Origin of the sequence: Mesorhizobium sp. M4B.F.Ca.ET.214.01.1.1 (genome assembly GCF_004791545.1) — a bacterium.
Taxonomy (GTDB): domain Bacteria; phylum Pseudomonadota; class Alphaproteobacteria; order Rhizobiales; family Rhizobiaceae; genus Mesorhizobium; species Mesorhizobium abyssinicae.
Window position 1 is genome coordinate 148345 of the sequence record NZ_SRUX01000013.1, and the last position, 19649, is coordinate 167993.

The 19649-nt window shown below is 63.1% G+C and carries 20 protein-coding genes and 1 tRNA gene; 8 read left to right on the forward strand and 13 right to left on the reverse strand.

Annotated features, from left to right (window positions below; translation table 11 throughout):
* Positions 1-14 precede the first annotated feature (14 nt).
* The 3 genes from EN857_RS24455 (at position 15) to EN857_RS24465 (ending at position 1395) form a co-directional block, all read left to right on the forward strand.
* On the forward strand, positions 15-338 hold the full coding sequence (locus EN857_RS24455; RefSeq protein WP_006201891.1) for an integration host factor subunit alpha: 324 nt from the start codon (positions 15-17) through the stop codon (positions 336-338).
* A 131-nt stretch (positions 339-469) separates the two neighbouring features.
* On the forward strand, positions 470-1012 hold the full coding sequence (locus EN857_RS24460; protein ID WP_126054931.1) for a MerR family transcriptional regulator: 543 nt from the start codon (positions 470-472) through the stop codon (positions 1010-1012).
* A gap of 86 nt (positions 1013-1098) precedes the next feature.
* Positions 1099-1395, forward strand: a complete 297-nt coding sequence (locus EN857_RS24465; RefSeq protein ID WP_127311113.1) for a hypothetical protein — start codon at positions 1099-1101, stop codon at positions 1393-1395.
* A gap of 72 nt (positions 1396-1467) precedes the next feature.
* Here EN857_RS24465 and EN857_RS24470 read toward each other — a convergent pair whose 3' ends face one another.
* The 3 genes from EN857_RS24470 to EN857_RS24480 form a co-directional block, all read right to left on the reverse strand.
* Entirely contained in the window at positions 1468-1743 is a 276-nt protein-coding gene (locus EN857_RS24470) for a hypothetical protein (RefSeq protein WP_127282154.1), read from the reverse strand.
* Positions 1744-1915: 172 nt separating this feature from the next.
* Positions 1916-2920 (reverse strand): ATP-grasp fold amidoligase family protein, encoded by a 1005-nt coding sequence (locus EN857_RS24475; protein WP_127392052.1) that lies wholly within the window; start codon positions 2918-2920, stop codon positions 1916-1918.
* 154 nt (positions 2921-3074) lie between these two features.
* A complete protein-coding gene (locus tag EN857_RS24480) occupies positions 3075-3278 on the reverse strand; it encodes a hypothetical protein (RefSeq protein ID WP_127282152.1) in 204 nt (67 codons plus the stop codon).
* Positions 3279-3645: 367 nt separating this feature from the next.
* On the opposite strand from EN857_RS24480, the gene EN857_RS24485 reads away from it, so the two are divergent.
* Together EN857_RS24485 and EN857_RS24490 are read left to right on the forward strand one after the other, a co-directional pair.
* Positions 3646-3909: a helix-turn-helix transcriptional regulator gene (locus EN857_RS24485; RefSeq protein ID WP_127282151.1), complete on the forward strand. Its 264-nt coding sequence runs from the start codon at positions 3646-3648 to the stop codon at positions 3907-3909.
* 217 nt (positions 3910-4126) lie between these two features.
* Complete coding sequence (locus EN857_RS24490) at positions 4127-4528, forward strand: hypothetical protein (protein WP_127392051.1); 402 nt, start codon at positions 4127-4129, stop codon at positions 4526-4528.
* A 90-nt stretch (positions 4529-4618) separates the two neighbouring features.
* Here the strand turns inward: EN857_RS24490 and EN857_RS24495 are convergent.
* Positions 4619-4695, reverse strand: a tRNA-Pro gene (locus EN857_RS24495).
* Between the two features lie 219 nt (positions 4696-4914).
* Between EN857_RS24495 and EN857_RS24500 the strand changes: the two genes are divergently transcribed.
* Positions 4915-8244, forward strand: coding sequence for an AAA family ATPase (locus tag EN857_RS24500; RefSeq protein WP_135859287.1), 3330 nt, complete (start codon positions 4915-4917; stop codon positions 8242-8244).
* Positions 8245-8351: 107 nt separating this feature from the next.
* Here the strand turns inward: EN857_RS24500 and EN857_RS24505 are convergent, their stop codons facing one another.
* The 4 genes from EN857_RS24505 to EN857_RS24520 form a co-directional block, all read right to left on the reverse strand.
* Positions 8352-9551, reverse strand: a complete 1200-nt coding sequence (locus EN857_RS24505) for an O-antigen ligase family protein (RefSeq protein WP_127392056.1) — start codon at positions 9549-9551, stop codon at positions 8352-8354.
* Positions 9552-9640: 89 nt separating this feature from the next.
* Positions 9641-11176, reverse strand: a complete 1536-nt coding sequence (locus EN857_RS24510) for an undecaprenyl-phosphate glucose phosphotransferase (RefSeq protein WP_127282148.1) — start codon at positions 11174-11176, stop codon at positions 9641-9643.
* Between the two features lie 151 nt (positions 11177-11327).
* Positions 11328-12458, reverse strand: coding sequence for a glycosyltransferase family 4 protein (locus EN857_RS24515; protein ID WP_127282147.1), 1131 nt, complete (start codon positions 12456-12458; stop codon positions 11328-11330).
* Positions 12459-12466: 8 nt separating this feature from the next.
* Positions 12467-13030, reverse strand: a complete 564-nt coding sequence (locus EN857_RS24520; RefSeq protein WP_127282146.1) for a polysaccharide biosynthesis/export family protein — start codon at positions 13028-13030, stop codon at positions 12467-12469.
* A 262-nt stretch (positions 13031-13292) separates the two neighbouring features.
* On the opposite strand from EN857_RS24520, the gene EN857_RS24525 reads away from it, so the two are divergent.
* Entirely contained in the window at positions 13293-15467 is a 2175-nt protein-coding gene (locus tag EN857_RS24525; protein WP_128346371.1) for an exopolysaccharide transport family protein, read from the forward strand.
* Between the two features lie 63 nt (positions 15468-15530).
* Here EN857_RS24525 and EN857_RS24530 read toward each other — a convergent pair whose 3' ends face one another.
* The gene (locus tag EN857_RS24530; RefSeq protein ID WP_127282144.1) at positions 15531-16757 is read right to left on the reverse strand and encodes a GNAT family N-acetyltransferase; all 1227 of its coding nucleotides are present in this window, start codon (positions 16755-16757) and stop codon (positions 15531-15533) included.
* A 91-nt stretch (positions 16758-16848) separates the two neighbouring features.
* On the opposite strand from EN857_RS24530, the gene EN857_RS24535 reads away from it, so the two are divergent.
* The gene (locus tag EN857_RS24535; RefSeq protein WP_127392201.1) at positions 16849-17907 is read left to right on the forward strand and encodes a polysaccharide deacetylase family protein; all 1059 of its coding nucleotides are present in this window, start codon (positions 16849-16851) and stop codon (positions 17905-17907) included.
* A 166-nt stretch (positions 17908-18073) separates the two neighbouring features.
* Here EN857_RS24535 and EN857_RS24540 read toward each other — a convergent pair whose 3' ends face one another.
* Genes EN857_RS24540 through EN857_RS24555 form a run of 4 tightly spaced genes read right to left on the reverse strand, consistent with a single transcriptional unit; the run spans position 18074 to position 19630 of the window.
* A complete protein-coding gene (locus EN857_RS24540) occupies positions 18074-18472 on the reverse strand; it encodes a DUF1801 domain-containing protein (RefSeq protein ID WP_127392202.1) in 399 nt (132 codons plus the stop codon).
* A 53-nt stretch (positions 18473-18525) separates the two neighbouring features.
* A complete protein-coding gene (locus tag EN857_RS24545) occupies positions 18526-18972 on the reverse strand; it encodes a DUF1801 domain-containing protein (RefSeq protein WP_127392203.1) in 447 nt (148 codons plus the stop codon).
* Positions 18973-18978: 6 nt separating this feature from the next.
* On the reverse strand, positions 18979-19200 hold the full coding sequence (locus tag EN857_RS24550) for a hypothetical protein (RefSeq protein ID WP_127392204.1): 222 nt from the start codon (positions 19198-19200) through the stop codon (positions 18979-18981).
* Positions 19201-19237: 37 nt separating this feature from the next.
* Positions 19238-19630, reverse strand: coding sequence for a VOC family protein (locus EN857_RS24555; protein WP_127392205.1), 393 nt, complete (start codon positions 19628-19630; stop codon positions 19238-19240).
* Between the last annotated feature and the right edge of the window lie 19 nt (positions 19631-19649).

The window sequence follows — 19649 nt, forward strand, 5'->3', positions numbered from 1 at the left end:
GATGGGACGGTCGCATGGGGGGAAAGACACTTACGCGCGCCGACCTTGCCGAAGCCGTTTACCGCAAGGTTGGCTTGTCGAGAACTGAATCGGCCGAGCTCGTTGAAGCGGTGCTGGATGAGATTTGCGAAGCCATCGTGCGCGGCGAGACGGTCAAGCTCTCATCCTTCGCGACTTTCCATGTCCGCTCCAAGAACGAGCGCATCGGCCGCAATCCCAAGACCGGCGAGGAAGTGCCGATCCTGCCGCGACGGGTGATGACCTTCAAGTCGTCGAACGTGCTGAAGAGCCGCATCTTGCGCTCGCACCAGAACAGCAAGGCCAAGGGCGGCAAGTAGCCGCCGCAAATGCCCGGTTGATAATGTCCGCGCGTTTTGACGTCGGGCTTGAATATTGTTCCATAAACCGCTGAAATAAGGCTCGATTCGGCAGCAATTGGCCCGATCGCCGTCCAGCGGAGGATTCACCCATGGACAAGAGCCCCGATGCTTTCCGCACCATCAGCGAGGTCGCGGAGGATCTCGATCTGCCGCAGCACGTGCTGCGCTTCTGGGAAACCCGTTTCAACCAGATCAAGCCGATGAAGCGCGGTGGCGGCCGCCGCTATTACCGGCCGCAGGACGTCGAACTGATCAAAGGCATTCGCCATATGCTCTACGACCAGGGCTACACCATCAAGGGCGTGCAAAAGTTGTTGCGCGAGAACGGCAACCATTTCCTGGTTGCCATCGGCAATGGCGACATGGCGGCCGTCGAGGCGATCGCGCAGCGCCGGCAGGCAGAACAGGTGCCGCTGACGCCGGCTGCCCAGCCGCGCGGCGCCGACGACGAGATGCTGGTCGGCCAGCCCAGGGTGAAACCCAGCCGACGCTTCTTCGGCCTCGGCAAGAGCGACGATGAGGGGCCGGTCCAGCCGGACTCCTCGAAACTGTCGCGCGACAACCGCGCCCTGTTGCAGGAAGCGCTGTTCGATCTGCTGGAGTGCAAGCGCCTGCTCGACCAGGTGCGTTAGGCGCCGCTCGCTGACAGTCGGTTGACCGGAACTGCTTGTGCGCCCATGCGTTACGCCTCCTTCTGCACAAGGAAGGAAAACGCATCATGGCAACGCTTTCGACCGTCTCCGATCTCGAAAAGCAGGTCGCAACCCTCTCCAGGGAACTGGCTGCTTTGAGGAAGGCCATCTCGAGGCAAGGTGGCGCCTACTATGAGGACGGTCGCGACGCCGCTTCGGATTACTATTCCCAGCTGGCCGGGCGCCTCGCCGATGCGCTGCCGGTGATCGGCGGCAGGGGCAAAGCGATCGAAAGGACGGCACGCGAGCATCCCGCGACAGCTGCCGCCGTCGGGCTGCTCGTGCTTGGACTGGTTGCCAGCCTGTTCCTCGCGCGGCGTTAGCGCGCCCCCGAAAGGTGAAAGAAAATGGCGGCCGTCGCGCGGACGGCCGCCATTTCCTTGATCGCAGGTCGATCAGTTGGCGAGCTTGAGCCGCTTCGTCGGGTCGACCTTCATGACCTGGCTGCACTTGCCGTAGACGGTGCCGTTCTTGTCGGTGGCGTCGGTATAGGTGCCCTTGCAGTCGATCTCGAGCACCAGACAGGAGCCCGCGCCCTTGCACACCGCGCCGCCGTCGCCGGTGGGGTGCGTGCCGGCGAAGGCCGAGCTCGGGACGGAAACCGAACCGAGGGCCGAGACAGCGATGGCCGCGGCGAGCGAGATGCGCTTGAAGTTGGTGAAGTTGGTCATTTGAGCATTTCCTTCTCTTTGATCGAGGATCGCCGTTGCGGCGTCCTTCTGGTTGGGGAGCGCCTTCGTGGCGTCCATGCAGGCTTGGTGCGGCCCGGAGGGGAAAGGTTCACGCGTCGGTTCAAATTTTTTGCCGAGGCGGAGGCCAGAGCGCGAGCTTGGTGCCGCTTGGTCAGGCCTGGCGAGGGCTCGTCGCCGGCCGGCGATTGCGTACGTCGGCCCGACACCAGGCCTTGAGCGCGCGGGCATAGAGACCTGTAATGCCGCGATGCCGTCTGCGCAGATAGTCCGATCGGTCGAGCCGCCAGTTTCGCTCGATCGTCGCCATGATTTCCGGATTGGTCCACGTGCCGTAGCCGGCGGCGGAGTAGACGGTGAGCTCACCGGGATAGAGACACTGGCCGGTGACAAGGAAGTCGATCCTGATGTGATCGAGATCGCCGGCGATGCGCGGCGCGATCGCCGCCGCCCGGCGCACATAGTCGACAAGACGGTCGCTGACCGGCAGCGCCTGGTCCTCGCGCGGATAGTCGGGGTCGCGCCCGGGCAGCGGCTTGCCATCGCAGTCGAACAGGTGCGAGAGGCGGGCCTGCTTGTCTTCCACCCAGACATGGCAGACCGTGCCGCCGCAGACATGGACTTTGATGTCGGTGGCGATTGCTCCGCCACTCAGCTCGAGCCGCTCCTCGACGAAGACCGCTGGCACGATCGGCCAATACGCCCATTCGCCGTTTCGGCGCCCATAGCGTTTCTTGAGCCAGCCCCTTGCTGTGGCGATGACGGTGGCACGGTCCGGCCGGCCGCCGGAAACGAAGATGTTCATCGCGCAGCCATGGTTTGCCTTGACCACCGCATTGCCTGTCAACAGCCCGGGTGGGATGTCGGCGGGGTCGCGCCCGGACCAGAGCGTTTTGGCTTGAGGCAGTTCAGGGCAGATGCCGCGAACATAATCCTTCGCCGCGAGCTTGTCCGTCAGCGTCACGAACAGCGGATTGCGATCGACGGTTTTCCGCCAGAGCATCAGCTCGTGATAGGTCCTGGGCGCGGCGGGATTGGGCAGATAGCCGAGCTTCATGGCGAAGCGGACGATCAGGGCAGGATGGCGAAGCGTGAGCAGCAGCCGCGCGACAGCCAGGACCAGGCGGTGCATTACCGGCAACCTGGCATTGGCCAACATCAGGCACCCCTTGGGATGCAACCAGGTCTGAGCGCAGCAGCGCGAACTGCCTGTGCCGCGAACGCTGATGGCACGATGCCATCAGAGCAGGGCAGGAAGGCCGGTTACGGGCAACAACCAAAAACCGGCCTTCCTGTCGGATAAGCCGGTTTGCTTAGGCCTTCTTCGCCACCAGCTTCTTGTGGTGGTGATGATGGTGATGATGATGGTGATGCTTGCGATGGTGCTTGCGGTGATGATGGTGACGGTGATGCTTGTGATGCATCGGAGCAGCATCGGCGCTGGTCGCGCCGAGGATCGGCATCGAGACAGCCAGGGCCACAGCCAGCCCGAGAGCGGAGAGGAGGGACTTCTTCATGACATCGTTTCCTTTTGCGCGGGCCGTTTCTGGAGACATCGGACCATATCGATGGCTCGAGCGCCGCGATTGGGGACTATCCTCCTGGATTCTTTCGGCAATTTTTCCCGAGTGTAGAATTTTGTTTCTGGATTGTGTCTCAGGTCTTCCCCGCCCCGGTTCGGCCGGGCGCTGCTCCGGTGTGCCGAGGTGAAAGGCGGCGGCGCCCATTTGGCTGGTTCGATTCCGCGAGATCATTCCGGCGCAGTTTCACGATGGCGTGACGCCCGTTTTGACGCTTGGCAAATCGCCCGCGAGCGGTCATTGTCTCGCTCGTCTCAGGCAACCCCATGATTTGATCAGACGGTTTCAACCCAAGGAGTTGCCAATGCCCGCCACTGCCAGACGCGAAGTTCTGTCCGATTTGATTGCAACACCCGGCTACAGCGCCCTCAAGGCCGCCCGTGAAACCAGGGGATACAGCCTCGAAGAGCTGTCCCTGACATGCGGCCTGTCCACCCACGAGATTGCCGATATTGAAAGCGGCAGGGATGCCGACCCCTCGAAGCTCCGGCGAATCGCCGTCGCGCTCCAGATGCCGGAAGGCGCTTTCATCGACATGCCAGCGTCTGAAAATCGGCCCATGCAATAGTCGAGCTGTGTCGACCCAACGAGCCCGCCACGGTTTGCCTTGGCGGGCTTTTTAGTTCCGTGCAGAGTTCACCCATATCCTTACGCGGCGCGGCCTCGATTCGCTGGTGACTGAGGCGGCAAAGAATTCGGTGCATAACTCAGCCAGGGCCTATTATTAGTCCTTGCTGATGGATCTGTCCCGACGCTAGCGTGCTGCGGGGCTTTCAGAAGGCGATATGCTAGAGCGGATCGTAACTGCCACCACAACCAGTTCGCGCCAATTCAACTTTCTTGTTCCTGACGACGTCATCGACGCCGTCCAGCGATGCATCGACTGCGCTGCTCCCGGACGCATCATTTCGACCTATTCGGTGGTTCAGTCGGTGCGGGACAAGGTCCCGGATTGCGAGCTATCCGATGAGCAGATTGAGCGCTACGCGGTTCTGTGCGCCGTGGACCAGGCGCTGGCGGTGCATTTCGACAGGCGAGGAAGCGCGCGGGATCCTTGTTCGCCGCTGAGCAGGACTCACTGGCGACTCGTGCCGAAGTGGAAGATCAAGCCGCGGCCGCGCCTGGCGCATGTCTTGTTCCACCGGCTTCCGCCCAGGCCCGACCAACGTCGGTCGGCAGCGCCCTGATCGCGACCGGGCGATTCCAGCGGCTTTCGCTCTGAATAGCGAAAAGGCGCCACAGGGCGCCTTCGACAAACCAGGGCTTTCAAGGAAAAATGGTCGGAGTGGCCGGATTCGAACCGACGACCCCTTGACCCCCAGTCAAGTGCGCTACCGGGCTGCGCTACACTCCGGACCGCGCAAAGCCCTATATTCTCAAGGGGTCTGGCGCAAGTGCCTTGTCCGAACAAAATCGAGGGAACTAGAACAAACAAGGTCCCGGTGTGCCTTTCGTGACCAAAAAGCACACCGAAAAGCACACCGGATGTTCTCGGTGTGTTCCCATGCATCTCTTCATTCCCTGGCATCTGAGTTAACATTGCTGAGGGACCCCATTCGTTGGGAGAGCTGGTGTGGACGTTGCCGTCTGGTTGCGAGGCCTCGGGCTCCAGCAATACGAGCAGGCATTTCGCGATAACGCCATCGACGCGGAAGTTCTGCCGGAGCTGACCGATGCCGACCTCGAGAAGCTCGGTATGCTGCTTGGTCATCGCAAGCGATTTCGTAAGGCGGTAGTGAGGCTGGGGATGGCATCAAGCCGTCCCGCCCCGAGCACCGATGACATCGTGGCTCAAAACCGCCAGGACCTAGGCGCGGAGCGTCGACAGCTGACCGTCATGTTCGTGGATCTCGTTGGATCGACGGCGCTCGCGTCGCGTCTGGATCCGGAGGACCTGCGCGAGATCATCGGAGCGTATCACCGCTGTGTCGCCAATACGGTCGCTCACTTTGGCGGCTTTGTCGCCAAGTATATGGGCGACGGGGTCTTGGTTTATTTCGGCTACCCGCAAGCGCACGAGAACGACGCGGAACAGTCTGTGCGCGCTGGTCTTGCTCTCGTCGATGCTGTTAGGCGACTCCAAGAGCCCGAGCCATTGCGGGTTCGTATCGGCGTCGGCACCGGGCAGGTCGTCGTTGGCGATCTGATCTCCGCCGGCGATGGGCAGGAGCGCGGCGTGGTGGGCGAGACGCCGAACCTCGCTGCCCGCCTGCAGGCTCTCGCCGAACCCGACACGGTCGTGATCGGGCCGCAATCGCGGCAGCTGGTTGGCGATCTTTTCGAATATCACGATCTTGGCTCCGTCGAGGTGAAAGGCTTTCCGGAGCCGATCCACGCCTATCAAGTGACTCGTGAGAGCGCTGTCGAAAGCCGCTTCGAGGCGCTGCACGGGGCAACCCCCACGCCGCTGGTCGGACGTCAGGAGGAGGTCGACCTGCTGGAGCGTCACTGGCATCGCGCCAAAAGTGGCGAAGGTCGCGTGGTACTGCTCTCAGGTGAGCCGGGCATAGGAAAATCGCGCCTCACTGTCACCTTGCAGGAGCGGATCCAGAATGAGCCGCGCACCTACTTGCGCTATTTCTGCTCAGCGCACCACCAAGACAGCGCGCTCCATCCGATCATTGCGCAGCTCGGACGCGCAGCTGGGTTCGAGCGCGACGACATGTCGGGGAAGCTGGATAAGCTTGCGGCCCTGCTTGCCCCGGCCTCGTCGGAGGACGTGGCGCTGCTGGCCGAGCTGCTGTCGTTGCCGACCGAAGGTCGCTTTCCGCCTGTCCAGCTGACACCCCAACGTAAGAAGGAAAAGACCTTCGAGGCGCTGCTTCGGCACCTCCAAGGCTTGGCGCGACAAGGTCCGCTGCTGATGCTCTTCGAGGATGTCCACTGGATCGACCCCAGCTCGCGCGAGCTGCTCGACTTGGTCATCGAGCGAGTGCCGCGCTTGCCAGTGCTGCTTCTCCTCACCTTTCGCCCCGAGTTTCAACCACCGTGGACCGGGCAGGCGCACGTCACGGTTCTTGTCCTCAATCGACTCGACCGTCGTGAAGGTGCTGCGCTGGTCCAGCGGGTCGTAGGCACCGGAGAGCTGCCGAGCGACCTTGTCGCAGAGATCATCGAGCGCACGGATGGGGTGCCGCTGTTCGTCGAGGAGCTGACCAAGGCAGTATTGGAGGGCGGGAACGCCAGGACAGTGCTCTCAAGAGCTGGTGCGACGGTGTTGAACGTTCCCGCCACGCTGCATGCCTCGTTGATGGCGCGGCTCGATCGCCTCGGCTCAGCCGTTAAGGAGGTCGCACAAATTGGCGCGGTTCTCGGTCGGGAGTTCTCCTACGAATTGCTGGCAGCGGTAGCACAGCGAAATGCCGCTGAGCTAAATGGCGCACTGGATCAACTCGTCGGCGCCGGTCTGGTGTTCTGCCGCGGGACTCGTCCACTGGCCACTTACCTCTTCAAGCATGCGCTCGTTCAGGACGCAGCGTATGGCACGCTGCTGCGCGCCAAGCGCCAGGAGCTACATAAGCGGGTCGCAGATATGTTAGAGGAACAGTGGATCGAAATCACCGAAGCGCAACCCGAGCTCCTTGCGCACCACCTTCAGGAAGCGGGGGATTGGGCGAGCTCGGTCGATCACTGGCAAAAGGCGGGAGAGGCCGCTCTGGCCAGAGCGGCAACCCGGGAAGCCGTGTCGCACTTTGCCAGTGCTATTGATTGCAGCAGGAGACTTGGCGACGTCTCCGGCGGCGCCGAACGGGTGACGCGTCTCCATCTTGCGATGGCCAATGCCTTGATGCAGGCAGAAGGGTATCGTTCTGAGCGCCTTGGGAAGACGCTTGAAGACGCACGTCTTGCAGCCGCGAAGACTGCATCGGTCGAATTGCAATGTGACGTTGCGCTTTCACTCGCTCCATTTTTTTATGCCACTGGGCGCAATCACGATTACCTGACCCTGGCCGAAGAGCAGCTCGCAAACTGTGCCGATCTCCTTCCAACGGCCCATCTGAGTGGTCTTTGGGCAACAAAGGGGATCGCTCATTCCAACCGAGGAGAAGAGCCGCTGGCAGCAGAGGCCTTGCGCAAGGCCTTAGATCTGATTGATCGCGTTGACCCAAGTCATCGTATTTCGTTCGCCGGTGCGGATCAACGTGTCTCTGCCCAAGCATATTTCAGCGAATCGCTGATCATATTGGGTTTCTTTGATGCTGCAGTCGAAGAGAAAGAGCGCCTGATGCGCTATTTTGACCAGCTCGACAAGCCTTTCGACCTCGCGTGGCATCTTCTCGTGCAGTGCCAATTGTGCGCGCTACTTGGTCAATACGAGGAACTCCTTGAGAACGCTACGAAGATCGTCGAGATTTGCGAACTGCATGGCTACACGGCGCGTCGAGGCAGCGGCATTAGGTGGCGTGGTCATGCCCGCTCGCATTTAGGCGAACTGGATGCCGGCATCGATGACGTCCGGGAGAGTTTGGTTCTTTGGCGTGGGCACGGCGTCGTATTTCATACCCCTGAGAAAGCATGCGAACTTTGTGGTCTTCTCCTGAGGGCCAGTCGCATCGAAGACGCATCGCAAATGCTTGATGATGTCGATACACTCGTTTTCGACACGGACGAGACAAGCTACCTGGCAGAATGCCTCCGGCTTCGTGGCCAAATCGCCGCGAGCAAAGGTGACCTAGCTGGTGCCGCGCGCCTATTCGAAACAGCGATTGCTACTTCAAAGCGGCAGAAAGCGCGACTTTTTGAACTCCGCGCCATAACGCAACTTGCACCAATTCTCGCGCTACAAGGTCGTGTCCATGAGGCAGAAGTGCGGCTTCGATCTAAAATTGACGCGCTTGAATCCAGATATCCGGTCGTCGACCTCATCGAAGCGAAAAGGGCGCTGGACACGCTACGTCAATGAGCTCTCGTTCAGCCTTGGTTGAAAACTGCTTGGCCCATTGCGCGCACACGTCCGTCCGGGCTGGAGTGTGACGGATGGGTGAGATGACGTTCGCGCTTGTCTCCGGCCTAAGTCTTCTGATGCCGGTATTCGAGCGCGATCGCGCCCCAGATCAGGCCGAGCAGCAGGTAGACATGGCGCCAGTGATCGATGTCGATGAAGGTGCCGAGCCCGATATTGCCGATGAAGGCGACATAGGCGCACAAGAGATAGGGCTGCCAGGGCCGGTCGCGCAGAAGGATGCGGAAGCCGGCCACGATCGTCCACACTGTCAGCGTCAGGAAACAGATGAAGCCAAGCCAGCCGTAGTCCATCAGCATCTTCAGCCAGATGTCGTGCGTGTCCTCGCCAAAGATGGTGCCGAACACCAGCGGGCCGATGCCGAACGGATGCTCCATCGCCATCTGGAAGCCGATCGTGTAGCGGGCGAACCGGCCAAGGCGGGCGGTGTCGTAGCTTTGCTCGAGATGGGCGCGGCTGGAGAACATCTCGGCCACGCCCGGCAGTTGCAGGATGACGACCATGGCGATGACAAGCAGCGCCATGGCGGCGACCGTCATGATGACCACGCGCAGCCGGAACTTGCCGCTGTTGCTCTGCAGGAAGAGTGCGCCGGTCAGCAGCACGGCCGAAACCGCGAACATGCCCCAGGCGCCGCGCGAGAAGGAAAAGAAGATGCCGGCGGTGATGACCAGGAGCGGCGCGGCGACCAGCGGCATGCGCGCGACGGGGCCGGTCAGGAGCAGATAAAGCAGGTAGACGCCGGGCAGCACCAGGAACGGCCCGAACACGTTCGGGTCCTGGAAGGCGCCGGCGGCGCGGTCGTATTTGGTGAAGACCTCCGCTCCCGGGAAGGCGTGGAAATAGCCGGCAATGCCGAGCAGCGCGGTCAGCACCGCCGACACCACATAGGCGGTGAAGATCAGCCGGTAGAGACGAGGCTGCACCGACGTGACCGCGGCATAGAAGATCGCGGTGAAGGCGAGGAACATCGACACGGCAAGATAGAGCGGCGTGTTGGCGAGGTTCGCCATCTGCGTCATCGAGATCATGCCGCCGATGTTCATCACTATCAGCAGCACCAGAAGCGGCACCGCCGCCCGCGAGATCCGCAGGCCGAACAGCGCCCACACCGCGATCAGGCAGACCATGAAGAGGTCGTAAGGCGCCGGTTCGTCGATGACGAAGCCGGAAAGCAGGACGCCGAAGAACACCGCGGCCGATGCAATCAGCGCCGCCAGCTTGGCGTTGACCGCCTGAGGCGGCAACTGGTTGACCGCCTGGGGCGGCAACTTGTTGACCGCCTGGGGCGGCAACTTGTTGACCGCGGCCGCCGGCAGCTCATGGGCCACCGCGCTCAATAGGCGTTTTCCGTGTTGAGCAGCCGCACCGGGGTCAGGAACAGGATCCTGAGATCGAACAGCAGCGACCAGTTCTCGATGTAATAGAGGTCGTATTCGGTGCGCATGCGGATCTTCTCATTGGTGTCCATCTCGCCGCGCCAGCCATTGATCTGCGCCCAGCCGGTGACGCCGGGCTTGACCTTGTGGCGGGCGAAATAGCCGTCGACCACCTCGTTGTAGAGAAGGTTGTGCGACTGGGCGGCGATCGCATGCGGACGCGGACCGATCAGCGACAGCGAGCCGAACAGCGAATTGAAGAACTGCGGCAGCTCGTCGATCGAGGTCTTGCGGATGAAGCGGCCGACGCGGGTGACGCGCGGATCGTTCTTGGTCACCGTCTGCTTGGCGGTCGGGTCCGAGCGGTCGGTGTACATCGAACGGAACTTGTAGACCTCGATGACCTCGTTGTTGAAGCCGTGCCGCTTCTGCTTGAACAGCACCGGCCCCTTGCTGTCGAGCTTGATGGCGATCGCCGTCGCCAGCATGACCGGCGAGAAGACGATGATGCCGATGATCGAGAACAGGATGTCGAAGGCGCGCTTCGCGACCGAATCCCAGTCGTTGATCGGCTTGTCGAATATGTCGAGCATCGGCACCGAGCCGATGTAGGAATAGGCGCGCGGGCGGAATTGCAGCGCGTTCGAATGCGCCGACAGCCGGATGTCGACTGGCAGCACCCACAGCTTCTTCAGCAGCTGCAGCACGCGCGATTCGGCGGTCAGCGGCAGCGACACGATCAGCATGTCGATGCGGGCAATGCGCGCGAAGTCGATCAGCTCGGAAATGTTGCCGAGCTTGGGATAGCCGGCGACGATCGGCGGCGAGCGCTTGTCGCCGCGATCGTCGAAGATGCCGCAGATGCGGATGTCGTTGTAGGGCTGCCTCTCGACCGAGCGGATCAGCATCTCGGCCGACTTACCGCCACCGACGATGACGGCGCGCCGCTCCATGCGTCCGTCGCGGGCCCAGCGCCGGATCAGGTTGGACATCACCAGCCTGAGGCCGAAGATAAGCACGAAGCCGACGACAAACCAGGTGCCGAACAGGAGGCGCGAGTAATCCTCCGAAATCTTCATGATGAAGGCCGTCAGCGCCATCAGCGCGTAAGTGCCGGCCCAGACCAGGAGCACGCGGCCAAAATTGGCGATCGGCCGCATCAGGGCCGAGACCTGGTAGCTGTCGGTGACGTCGAGCAGCACCACCGCCAGGAACGAGGCCGCGGCGATCGTCAGCGGGTACTGCCAGGCGAGATATTTGAAGAAGCCGACATAGTAGACATAGACGCAGAGACCCGACAGGAACAGCAGCGCGAACTCGACCATGCGCAGCACGCCGCTGACCATGATCGGCGACATCGTATCGCGCCGGTATTGCGAGGCGACCTGGCGCGCCACATCGTTGAGGCTGCTCGATGCTTCGCTCGGGGCAGGGCCGTCGAATTTGCGTACCGCGTCCATGGAAAAGCGGTGTGCGGGGTCGATCTCGTTCATTGGATTGTCCGCGGGCTTCGCTCAGCTGAATAGCAAAAGAGAGCTAAGAAACCCTTGAGACAACCGATGGCTTTGAAGCGGTTGCCACCCAGCGTTGAGGAAAAGGGCGCTGATCGGCGTGAAAAATACTTGAGATCAAGCCGACCACGCTCTAGCGCCGAAGCGCGGCAAAATAGGCCTTCTCGATCTCCGCCGCCATGACGTCGGCGCCGAAGCGTGCCTTGAGGTCGGGCGCCCCGGGCATCAGGCGCTGGTAGGCGCCGAGATCGGCTAGCGCGTCGCTCAGCCTGTCGCCGAGCTGGTTCGGGTCGGGCCGGATCAAGGCGCGGGAGGTTTCGCCGAAAATTTCCGGAATGCCGCCGACAGCGGTGGCAATCATCGGCTTGCCGGCGGCCAGCGTCTCCAGCACGATATAGGGCATGGCCTCGGCGCGGGATGGCACGACGATCAGCTCCGCCAGCGTGAAGGCGTCCCTGGCCGGCATCGGCGGCAGGAAGCGGACATGGCCGTCGAGGCCGAGCCGTTTCACCTGTTCGTGGTATCGCGGCAGGTCGTCGCCATCGCCGACCATCACGGCGCTCAAGCGTCGGCCAAGCCTGTTGCCGGCCAGCGCCAGCGCATCGATGAAGATGTCGGGACCCTTGAGGTCGCGCATCATGCCGATATAGAGCAGGTCGGCCGCGTCGGGCACGCTCCCCACCGGTTCGAACTCGACCGCGCGCAGGCCATTGTAGACCAGCGTGTTGGGGATGGGTGGTTCGCCCACCTTCCTGCGCCAGGTGCGGCGCTCGTAGTCGGAGACGAACAGCAGGCAGTCGGTGAAGCGCGCCATGAAGCGCTCCAGCGCGAAGAACAGCTTTCCGGTGGCCGTGGTTTCGTCATAGTGGAGGGAGCCGCCATGCGGCGAATAAAGGCGGGCTACGCGAGACCTGGATACCCGCAACAATGAGCCGAACAGCCGGGCATAGGCGCCACCCTTGGCGCCGTGCCCGTGCAGCACGTCCGGCCGCAATTCCTTGATGATTCGGTAGGTGCGCCAGGCCGAGGCGAGGTCGCCCGGCCCGACATGGCGCTGCATCGGCGTGCGATGGATGCCGAGCGCCAGGCTGTCCGTCATGCCCTCGAACAGCCGTTCCTCGAATTCGCCACCGGTGGTCGAGTCGCAGACAATGCCGACTGAGTGACCCGAAGCGATCTGCGCCTCGGTCAGGTCGCGCACGTGCCGGAATATCCCGCCGACGGGTGAGCGAAAGCAATGGACGATCCGCAATTGGTTCGCCACGTTGGTTGTCAAAACAGCCGTTCGCGGACGTAGACGGTATCGCCGGGCAGCAGCGGATCGGATGTGACCACCCGTCCGGTCATTACCTTGCCGTTGATGTCGCGGGTGATGTCGACGCTTTCCTGGTTGGCGCGCGGCGAGAAGCCGCCGGCGATCGCGATCGCCTTTTGCACCGTCAGGCCCGGCACATAGGAATACTGGCCGGCAGCACCCACTTCACCCATGACGAAGATCGGCCGGTAGCGGTCGATCTCGACCGAGACATCGGGATCGCGCAGATAGCCTTGCCGCAATTTGTCGGCGATTTCCTTCTCGAGCTGCTGGGCGGTGTGGCCGCGCGCCGGCACGGCGCCGACCAGCGGCAAGGACATGTAGCCGGACTGGTCGACACTGTAGGTGTTGGTCAGGCCGTCCTGCTCGAAGACCGTGACGCGGACGCGGTCGCCGGCGCCGAGTCGGTAGGGCTGGTCGAGCACCTCATGAAAGGCCGCCGGCGTCGGCCGGTAGCTTGAGCAGCCGGCGAGCATCGACACGGCAAGCAGAGCACGAAAGAGGGAGGCAGTGCTTTTCATGGCCGGTCACGAACCTTCATCGCTGGCCGCCATATGTTGCGGCAAACCCCAGGGAACGGAATCCGTTATCGTCCTGTTAGGGTTAATGGCCGGTAAAGGTTTGCCGTCCGCGGCGGCGGCGGTCGTCAAAAAGCGTAGCTATTCTACTGTCTTTGCTGAATGTTCTTCAGTCGTCTCTAATAGGGGTTCGTACTGATCTTAACGGCTGAGTTACCATAGTTGTTTACGGTCCATCCTAGACTCAAAGTTCGGAGCAGGATGCATGTCCGTTCAGTCCGCGGCCGCAGACGTCGATGTCGATCTCAGGCAGCTCTTCGCCAGTCTGGCGAGGAACTGGCTGCGCATCCTGGTCGTTGCGCTCGCCGTCACCGGTCTGGCCTTCGCTTTCGCCTGGCTCGCCACGCCGCACTATAAGGCTGAGACGAAGCTGCTGATCGAAACCCGCGAATCGGTCTTCACCCGGCCTGACGGCACCAGCAACGACAGCGAGAAGCCGATTCTCGATGAGCAGGGCGTGGCCAGCCAGGTCGAGGTCATCGCCTCGACAGACATCCTCAAGCAGGTGGCCGCCAAGCTCAACCTGTCGCGGCTGCCCGAGTTCGACGAGGCGGCCAAGATGTCGGCGCTCAGACGGCTGTTGGTCATCGTCGGGCTGAAAAGCGACCCCAACGAAATCCCGCCGGAAGAGCGCGTGCTGAAGAAGATGCGCGAGAAGCTCAACGTGTACAGCGTTGAAAAATCTCGCGTTATCGTCATCGAGTTTTCTTCTGAGGATCCTCGGCTCGCCGCCGACATTCCGAACGCCATCGCCGACACCTACATTTCCGTCCAGGGCAACGCCAAGCTGGAATCGAACGCCGCCGCCACCGACTGGCTGGCGCCTGAGATCGCCGACCTGTCGAAGCGGGTCAAGGATGCCGAGGCCAAGGTCGCCGACTTCCGCGCCCAATCGGATCTGCTGATGGGCGGCAACAATGCGGTGCTGGCCACCCAGCAGCTTTCCGAACTGTCCACCGAACTGTCGCGGGTGCGCGCCAATCGCGCCGCCGCCGAGGCGACCGCCGACAGCGTGCGCAAGGCGCTGCAAAGCGGCGGTTCGCTGGACGCGGTGCCGGAAGTGCTGAACTCCGACCTGATCCAGCGCCTGCGCGAGCGGCAGGTCGAGCTTCGGGCCAACATCGCCGACCTCTCCACCACCTTGCTCGACAATCATCCCCGCATCCGCGCCCTGAAATCGCAGCTTGCCGATCTCGACGGCCAGATTCGCAACGAGGCGCAAAAGATCATGAAGGGCCTGGCGACTCAGGCGCAGACGGCCCAGGCGCGCGAGAACCAGCTCCTCGGCGACGTCAACACGCTGAAGGCCGCATCGGCGCGCGCCGGCGAGCAGCAGGTCGAGCTCGACGCGCTGCAGCGCGACGCCAACGCCCAGCGCCAGCTGCTCGAATCCTACATGACCCGCTATCGCGAGGCGTCCTCGCGCAGCGACCGTAACTATCTGCCGGTCGATGCGCGCATCTTCTCGCGCGCCGTGACGCCGTCGGAGCCGTATTTCCCGAAGATCGTGCCGATCGTCGGCGCCGCCTTCGTCGCCTCGCTGCTTCTGATGGCGATCGCGACGCTTCTTGGGGAATTGTTCTCGGGCCGCGCCATGCGCCCGGCCGCCGGCGCCCGCTTCGGGCGAATCGAGCAGGTCGAGATGCCGGTTGCCCGCGTCGAGCCGGCACTTGTCGATGCCGGGCTGGCCAGGGATCGCCTGGCTGATCGAGAGGTTCAGCCGGAGGCCGCCACCGCAGCGGACGCACTGGACGAAAGCGCCGCGCCGAAACCCTCGGCGCTGGGCGAGATCGACATCGAGAAGGCGGCGGAGAAGCTGATCGCCTCGGGTGCCGCGCGGGCCATATTCGTGTCGCCGGAAGGCGACGAGGCCGCCGCTTCGGCCGTGCTGGTGGCGCGCGAGGTCTCGGACGCCGGCCTGCGCGTGCTGCTGCTCGACCTCACCGCTTCGGGCGCCGCCTCGCGACCAATGCTGGACAGCGCGCTTTTCCCGGGGATCACCGATCTGCTTGCCTCCGAGGCGCAGTTCAGCGACGTCATCCACGCCGATCTCTACTCGGACTGCCACGTGATCCCGGTCGGCACCGCCGATCCTGCCCGCGCCATGCGCGCCGCCGACCGGCTGCCGATCATCATGCAGTCGCTGACCACCGCCTACGACCTTGTCGTGGTCGAATGCGGCCCGGCCGACGCGCAAGGCATCAGCCGGCTGGCGGGCGAGGCGACAGAGGTCTTCCTCTCGATGCTGGAGGCGGACGACGAGGTGACACAGGCCGCGGTCAAGCTGATCGAGAACGGCTATCCCGAGCTTACCTTGGTGACGCCGCTCGGCCACGAGTCGCCGGGAACGCCGGTCCCGGGACGGCGCACGGCGGCATAAGACAGGGATCTGCTCCGGCCGCCCGCCGGCGCAGAGCTCCACGATCCCAGCGCTTCTATATGGCTAGCTGTCGTCCTCGCTCGCAGGGGCCGCCTGTCCGGCGGCCTTGCGGCGCAGCATCTTGGTCAGCTTCCAGATGAGCGGGCTGTTCTTGATGAAGGCCTTTATCCGTGCGCCCTGCCGCATCGCCAGCGCCAGCGCGCGGCCTTTCAGCGTCAACGGCGCCATCACCTCGAAATGCTGCGTCTCGACATCGCACCAGAGCCGCTTATAGGGCTCGTCGCCGACCGAGAAGTCATAGACGGCGAAGCCCGTTTCGCAGGCTTCCTGGATGTTGTCGAAGAACAGGAAGTCGCCGGGGCTGGTGAAGGCGAGATCATCCTCGGCGATCGCCCCGAACTCGCAGATCAGGCGCTTGCCCGACAGGCTCGATCCGGTGACGGCGCGCAACTTGCCGGCGACCTCAAGCCCGTGCAGCACGAAGGATGGTTTTGTTTCGGCCAGCGCTTCGCTGAACAAGGCGCGAAAGAAGGCACGAACTTCCGGCTCGCCGAAGACATTGGCGATGCCCATCTTGCGGAAGCGGACCTCCTTCATTTCGAGGAAGGCATCGAGCAGCCTGTCCACATCCTCGCGCGTGCGCGCCTCGATGCGGCGGAAGACACCGACCGCCTCGAATTTGCGCGTCTGCGAACGGTGCTTCTTGCGCTTGCGCTTGCCGCTGGCGCGCGCCAGCAAGGCGTCGAAGCCGCCGTCGAGATCGACGCCGAGCGATAGATTCGGGCTCGGAAAATGGGGCAGGGCGGCGAGCGGATTGGCGGCGCCGTCAAGGTCGGGCAGCAGCCGCTCCAGCGAGATCAGGTCGATGTCGGGCCGTGCCCTGGCGATGCCCGCCAGCATCGAACGCATCGCCGCGGCGTTGGCCATTGGCAGCCAGCCCGGTGCGACGGCGGCGAAATTGCCGTTGGCATGGCGGCCGCCCATGAAGCGGGCGACGCGGAATGGTCCACGACGAACGACTTCAAGGGCCAGCGCAAGCACCGGCTCGTCTTCCATATGGAGTGCCGCGACGACAATGTCGGGATGAACCGCTCGCGCCCAGTTGCGGATCCAGCCGTCACTTTGCGCCGGCGCAAACAGCGCAGAACCGCAGAATCCCGCATAAGTTGCAAGCGCCGCAGCGTCGCCGACGGTAACCGACAGGCCGGCCTGACCGACCGGCGAGGTGCGTGGCGACGTCTCGCTCGCGGCCAGCCGATTGCCGTCAAATGACGCGCTAGCGTCAACCATACCTCAATCCTTAAGGCGTATTGGTCCCAGTCAGGGGGTACGCGTGGGCGCGTTCCGTGCTTGGATGAGCCTAGGCGCAAAAGGTGAAGGAATGATCGACGGGGGCGAGGCAATCCGGAAACTGGCGCTGAACCTCGCCCGCTACACCGGCCTTGCGCCACTGGCGAAGCCGTTTGTCGGCGGCATCGGCGCCATTCTGATGCTGCACCGGGTCACCGCGACGCCGGAGAAGCCGAACGGCGTCAACCGTCACCTGAACATTGCGCCCGGCTTCCTCGATGCCCTCATCGCCGACATGAAGGCCGAAGGCTACGCCTTCGTCTCGCTGGACGAGGCGATCGAACGCGTCGCGTGCGGCGGCAAGGGCGGCCAGTTCGCCACCATCACCGCCGACGACGCCTATCGCGACAACATGACCGAAGCGTTGCCGGTGCTGGAAAAGCACGGCGCACCCATCACCATCTATGTCGCGCCCGGCCTGATCGACGGCGCCGCCGACCTCTGGTGGGACGTGATCGAGGATATCGTCAACGCGCGCGACCGGCTGACGCTGCCGACCCCCAACGGCTCGGTGACGATCGATTGCTCGACCCGCGGCAAGAAACTCCAGGCCAACGCTCGCCTGCATGGCTGGCTGACGGTGGAGGTGCGCGAGGAAGACCAGCGAGCGACGCTGCGCGAATTTGCGCGCGTGAACGGCATCGATCTGGCGACAAAGCGCCCGAGCACGCTGATGAGCTGGGACGAGATCCGGGCCATGTCCGGGCACGGGCTGGTGACGATCGGCGCTCACACCGTCAACCATCTCAACCTGAAACGGCTTTCGGAGGCCGACGCGCGGCATGAGATCGGCGATGTCCGGCGCATATTGCTGGAAAAGCTCGGCCAGGAGCCGCGCCATCTTGCCTATCCCTATGGCTATGCCAGCGCCGTCGGCTGCCGCGAAGTGGGCTTTGCCCGCGATGCCGGCTACGTCTCGGCGGTGACGACGCGCCATGGCGTGCTGCGCGCCGAGCATGCCGGCTTCCTGCATGCCTTGCCGCGCATCTCGGTCAATGGCCGCTACCAGAGCGTCGCCCATATCCGCACAATGCTGTCGGGCGTGACGACGCCGCTCGCCAATGCCGGCAAAATGGTGGTGACGATCTAGGTCTGTTGATATTCAGGTGAGGCCAGCCTGCAAACGGCGCTTTCCTGCGCTTCCTGTGCTCACGTACTCTAAGTACGCTCCGCTCCGGTTCTCGGAAATCACCGTTTTCGACTCGGCCTGACCTGAATCTCAACAGACCTTGGCTGCCGCCGGTCGATCCTGCGGATTATTTCCTGGCCTTGGACTTGTTCAGGCTCACAGCCGCGCGAACCAGCGCCTTCAGAGCCTCGGCGTTTATCGCATCGCCCTCGTGGAAATCGATGGCGCGCCTGGTGTTGCCCTCCAAGCTGGAGTTGAAGAGACCGGAGGGATCCTCCAAGGAAGCCCCCTTGGCGAAGGTCAGCTTGACCACGGCCTTGTAGGTCTCGCCCGTGCAGATCATGCCGGCGTCCTCCCAAACGGGAACGCCTCTCCATTTCCACTCCTCGACGACGTCGGGATCGGCCTCCTTGATCAGGCCGCGGAGCTGGCTGAGCATCCAGCCCCTCCAGTCGCCCAACTCCTCGATCCTGGCGTCTATCAGCTGCGAAGGAGACTTGCTTTCCGGCGATGCGCTATTGTTCATGGTTGGCTGTCACTCCCTTCGTGTTGTTGTTGCGCCACGTAGCCGTCGTCCGGTCACATCCGTTCGCCGGGCAATCGGCTGGCCTGCTTCACCCATTCGGCGACCTGGGCTTCATCGACCTGATCGTCCTCGCGAATGTCGAGGTAGCGCGTTTCCTTGGTCCTGGACTCGCCTGGAGGCAGCGGGCTGAGCGACGTGCCGCGGAAGAAGGCGACCTTGACGTATTTCGCGAAGCAATGAACGCCGAGGAACCAACCTTGGCCCTCGACCCCGTAAAGCGGCGAGTTCCATTTGACCGCCTTCTCGACGCCGGGGACGGCGCGCGCGATGAGCGCATCGAGACGGCGGCCGACATCGCGCTTCCACCCCGGCATGGCGGCAATATAGGCCTGCACCGGGGCGTCGCCATAGCCCTTGGCGATCTGCGGGTTGCCGCCTGAAAGCAGGACCGGCTCTGTGCCGGCCCGCTTGGCGTTCGATTGTCCACGCGTCTTCGCCATCCGTCCCTATCCGCCCACGCGCTGCTCGCTACGCGACTTGCCGGTGTAGGGCAGCACGAACATATAGAGGCCGGAAAACAGCAGCAGGAAGAGCGGCAAGAGCGGCGAGTATACCACCCAGGCGGGCGGCTCCCCCAATGCCATGGCGACGAAGTTGGCGATGACGGTCACCGTAAAGACGATCGACAGCCAACGGTGAATTTGCCGAATCCACTGGCTAAAGTTCAATACGACCTCCTCTGAGAAATGAGCGGAAAAGCCCGCGCTACCAGCGCGCCAGCTGGGTGATCTGGACCAGGTTGCCGCAGCTGTCGTTCACTTGCGCAATGGTCGAGCCGGTGACCGTGGTCGGCGCCATGGCGAAGGCGGCGCCTCGTGCCTTGAGGCGCTCGTGGTCGCTCTCGATATCGTCGGTGAAGAACATGACGGCGGGCTGGCCCTGCTTGAACATGGCCTGCTGGTAGGACTTGGCCGCGGGATTGTCGTTCAGCGCCAGCTGCAGCTCGGTGCCCTCCGGCTCGTCGGACGAGGCGACGGTCAGCCAGCGAAACGGCCCGTTGCTGAAATCGGCCTTCTTGGTGAAGCCGAGAACGTCGGTGTAGAAGGCGAGGGCCTTTTCCTGGTCGTCCACATACACTTTGGTCAGCTTGATCTTCATTCTGTTTCCTCCATTGGCA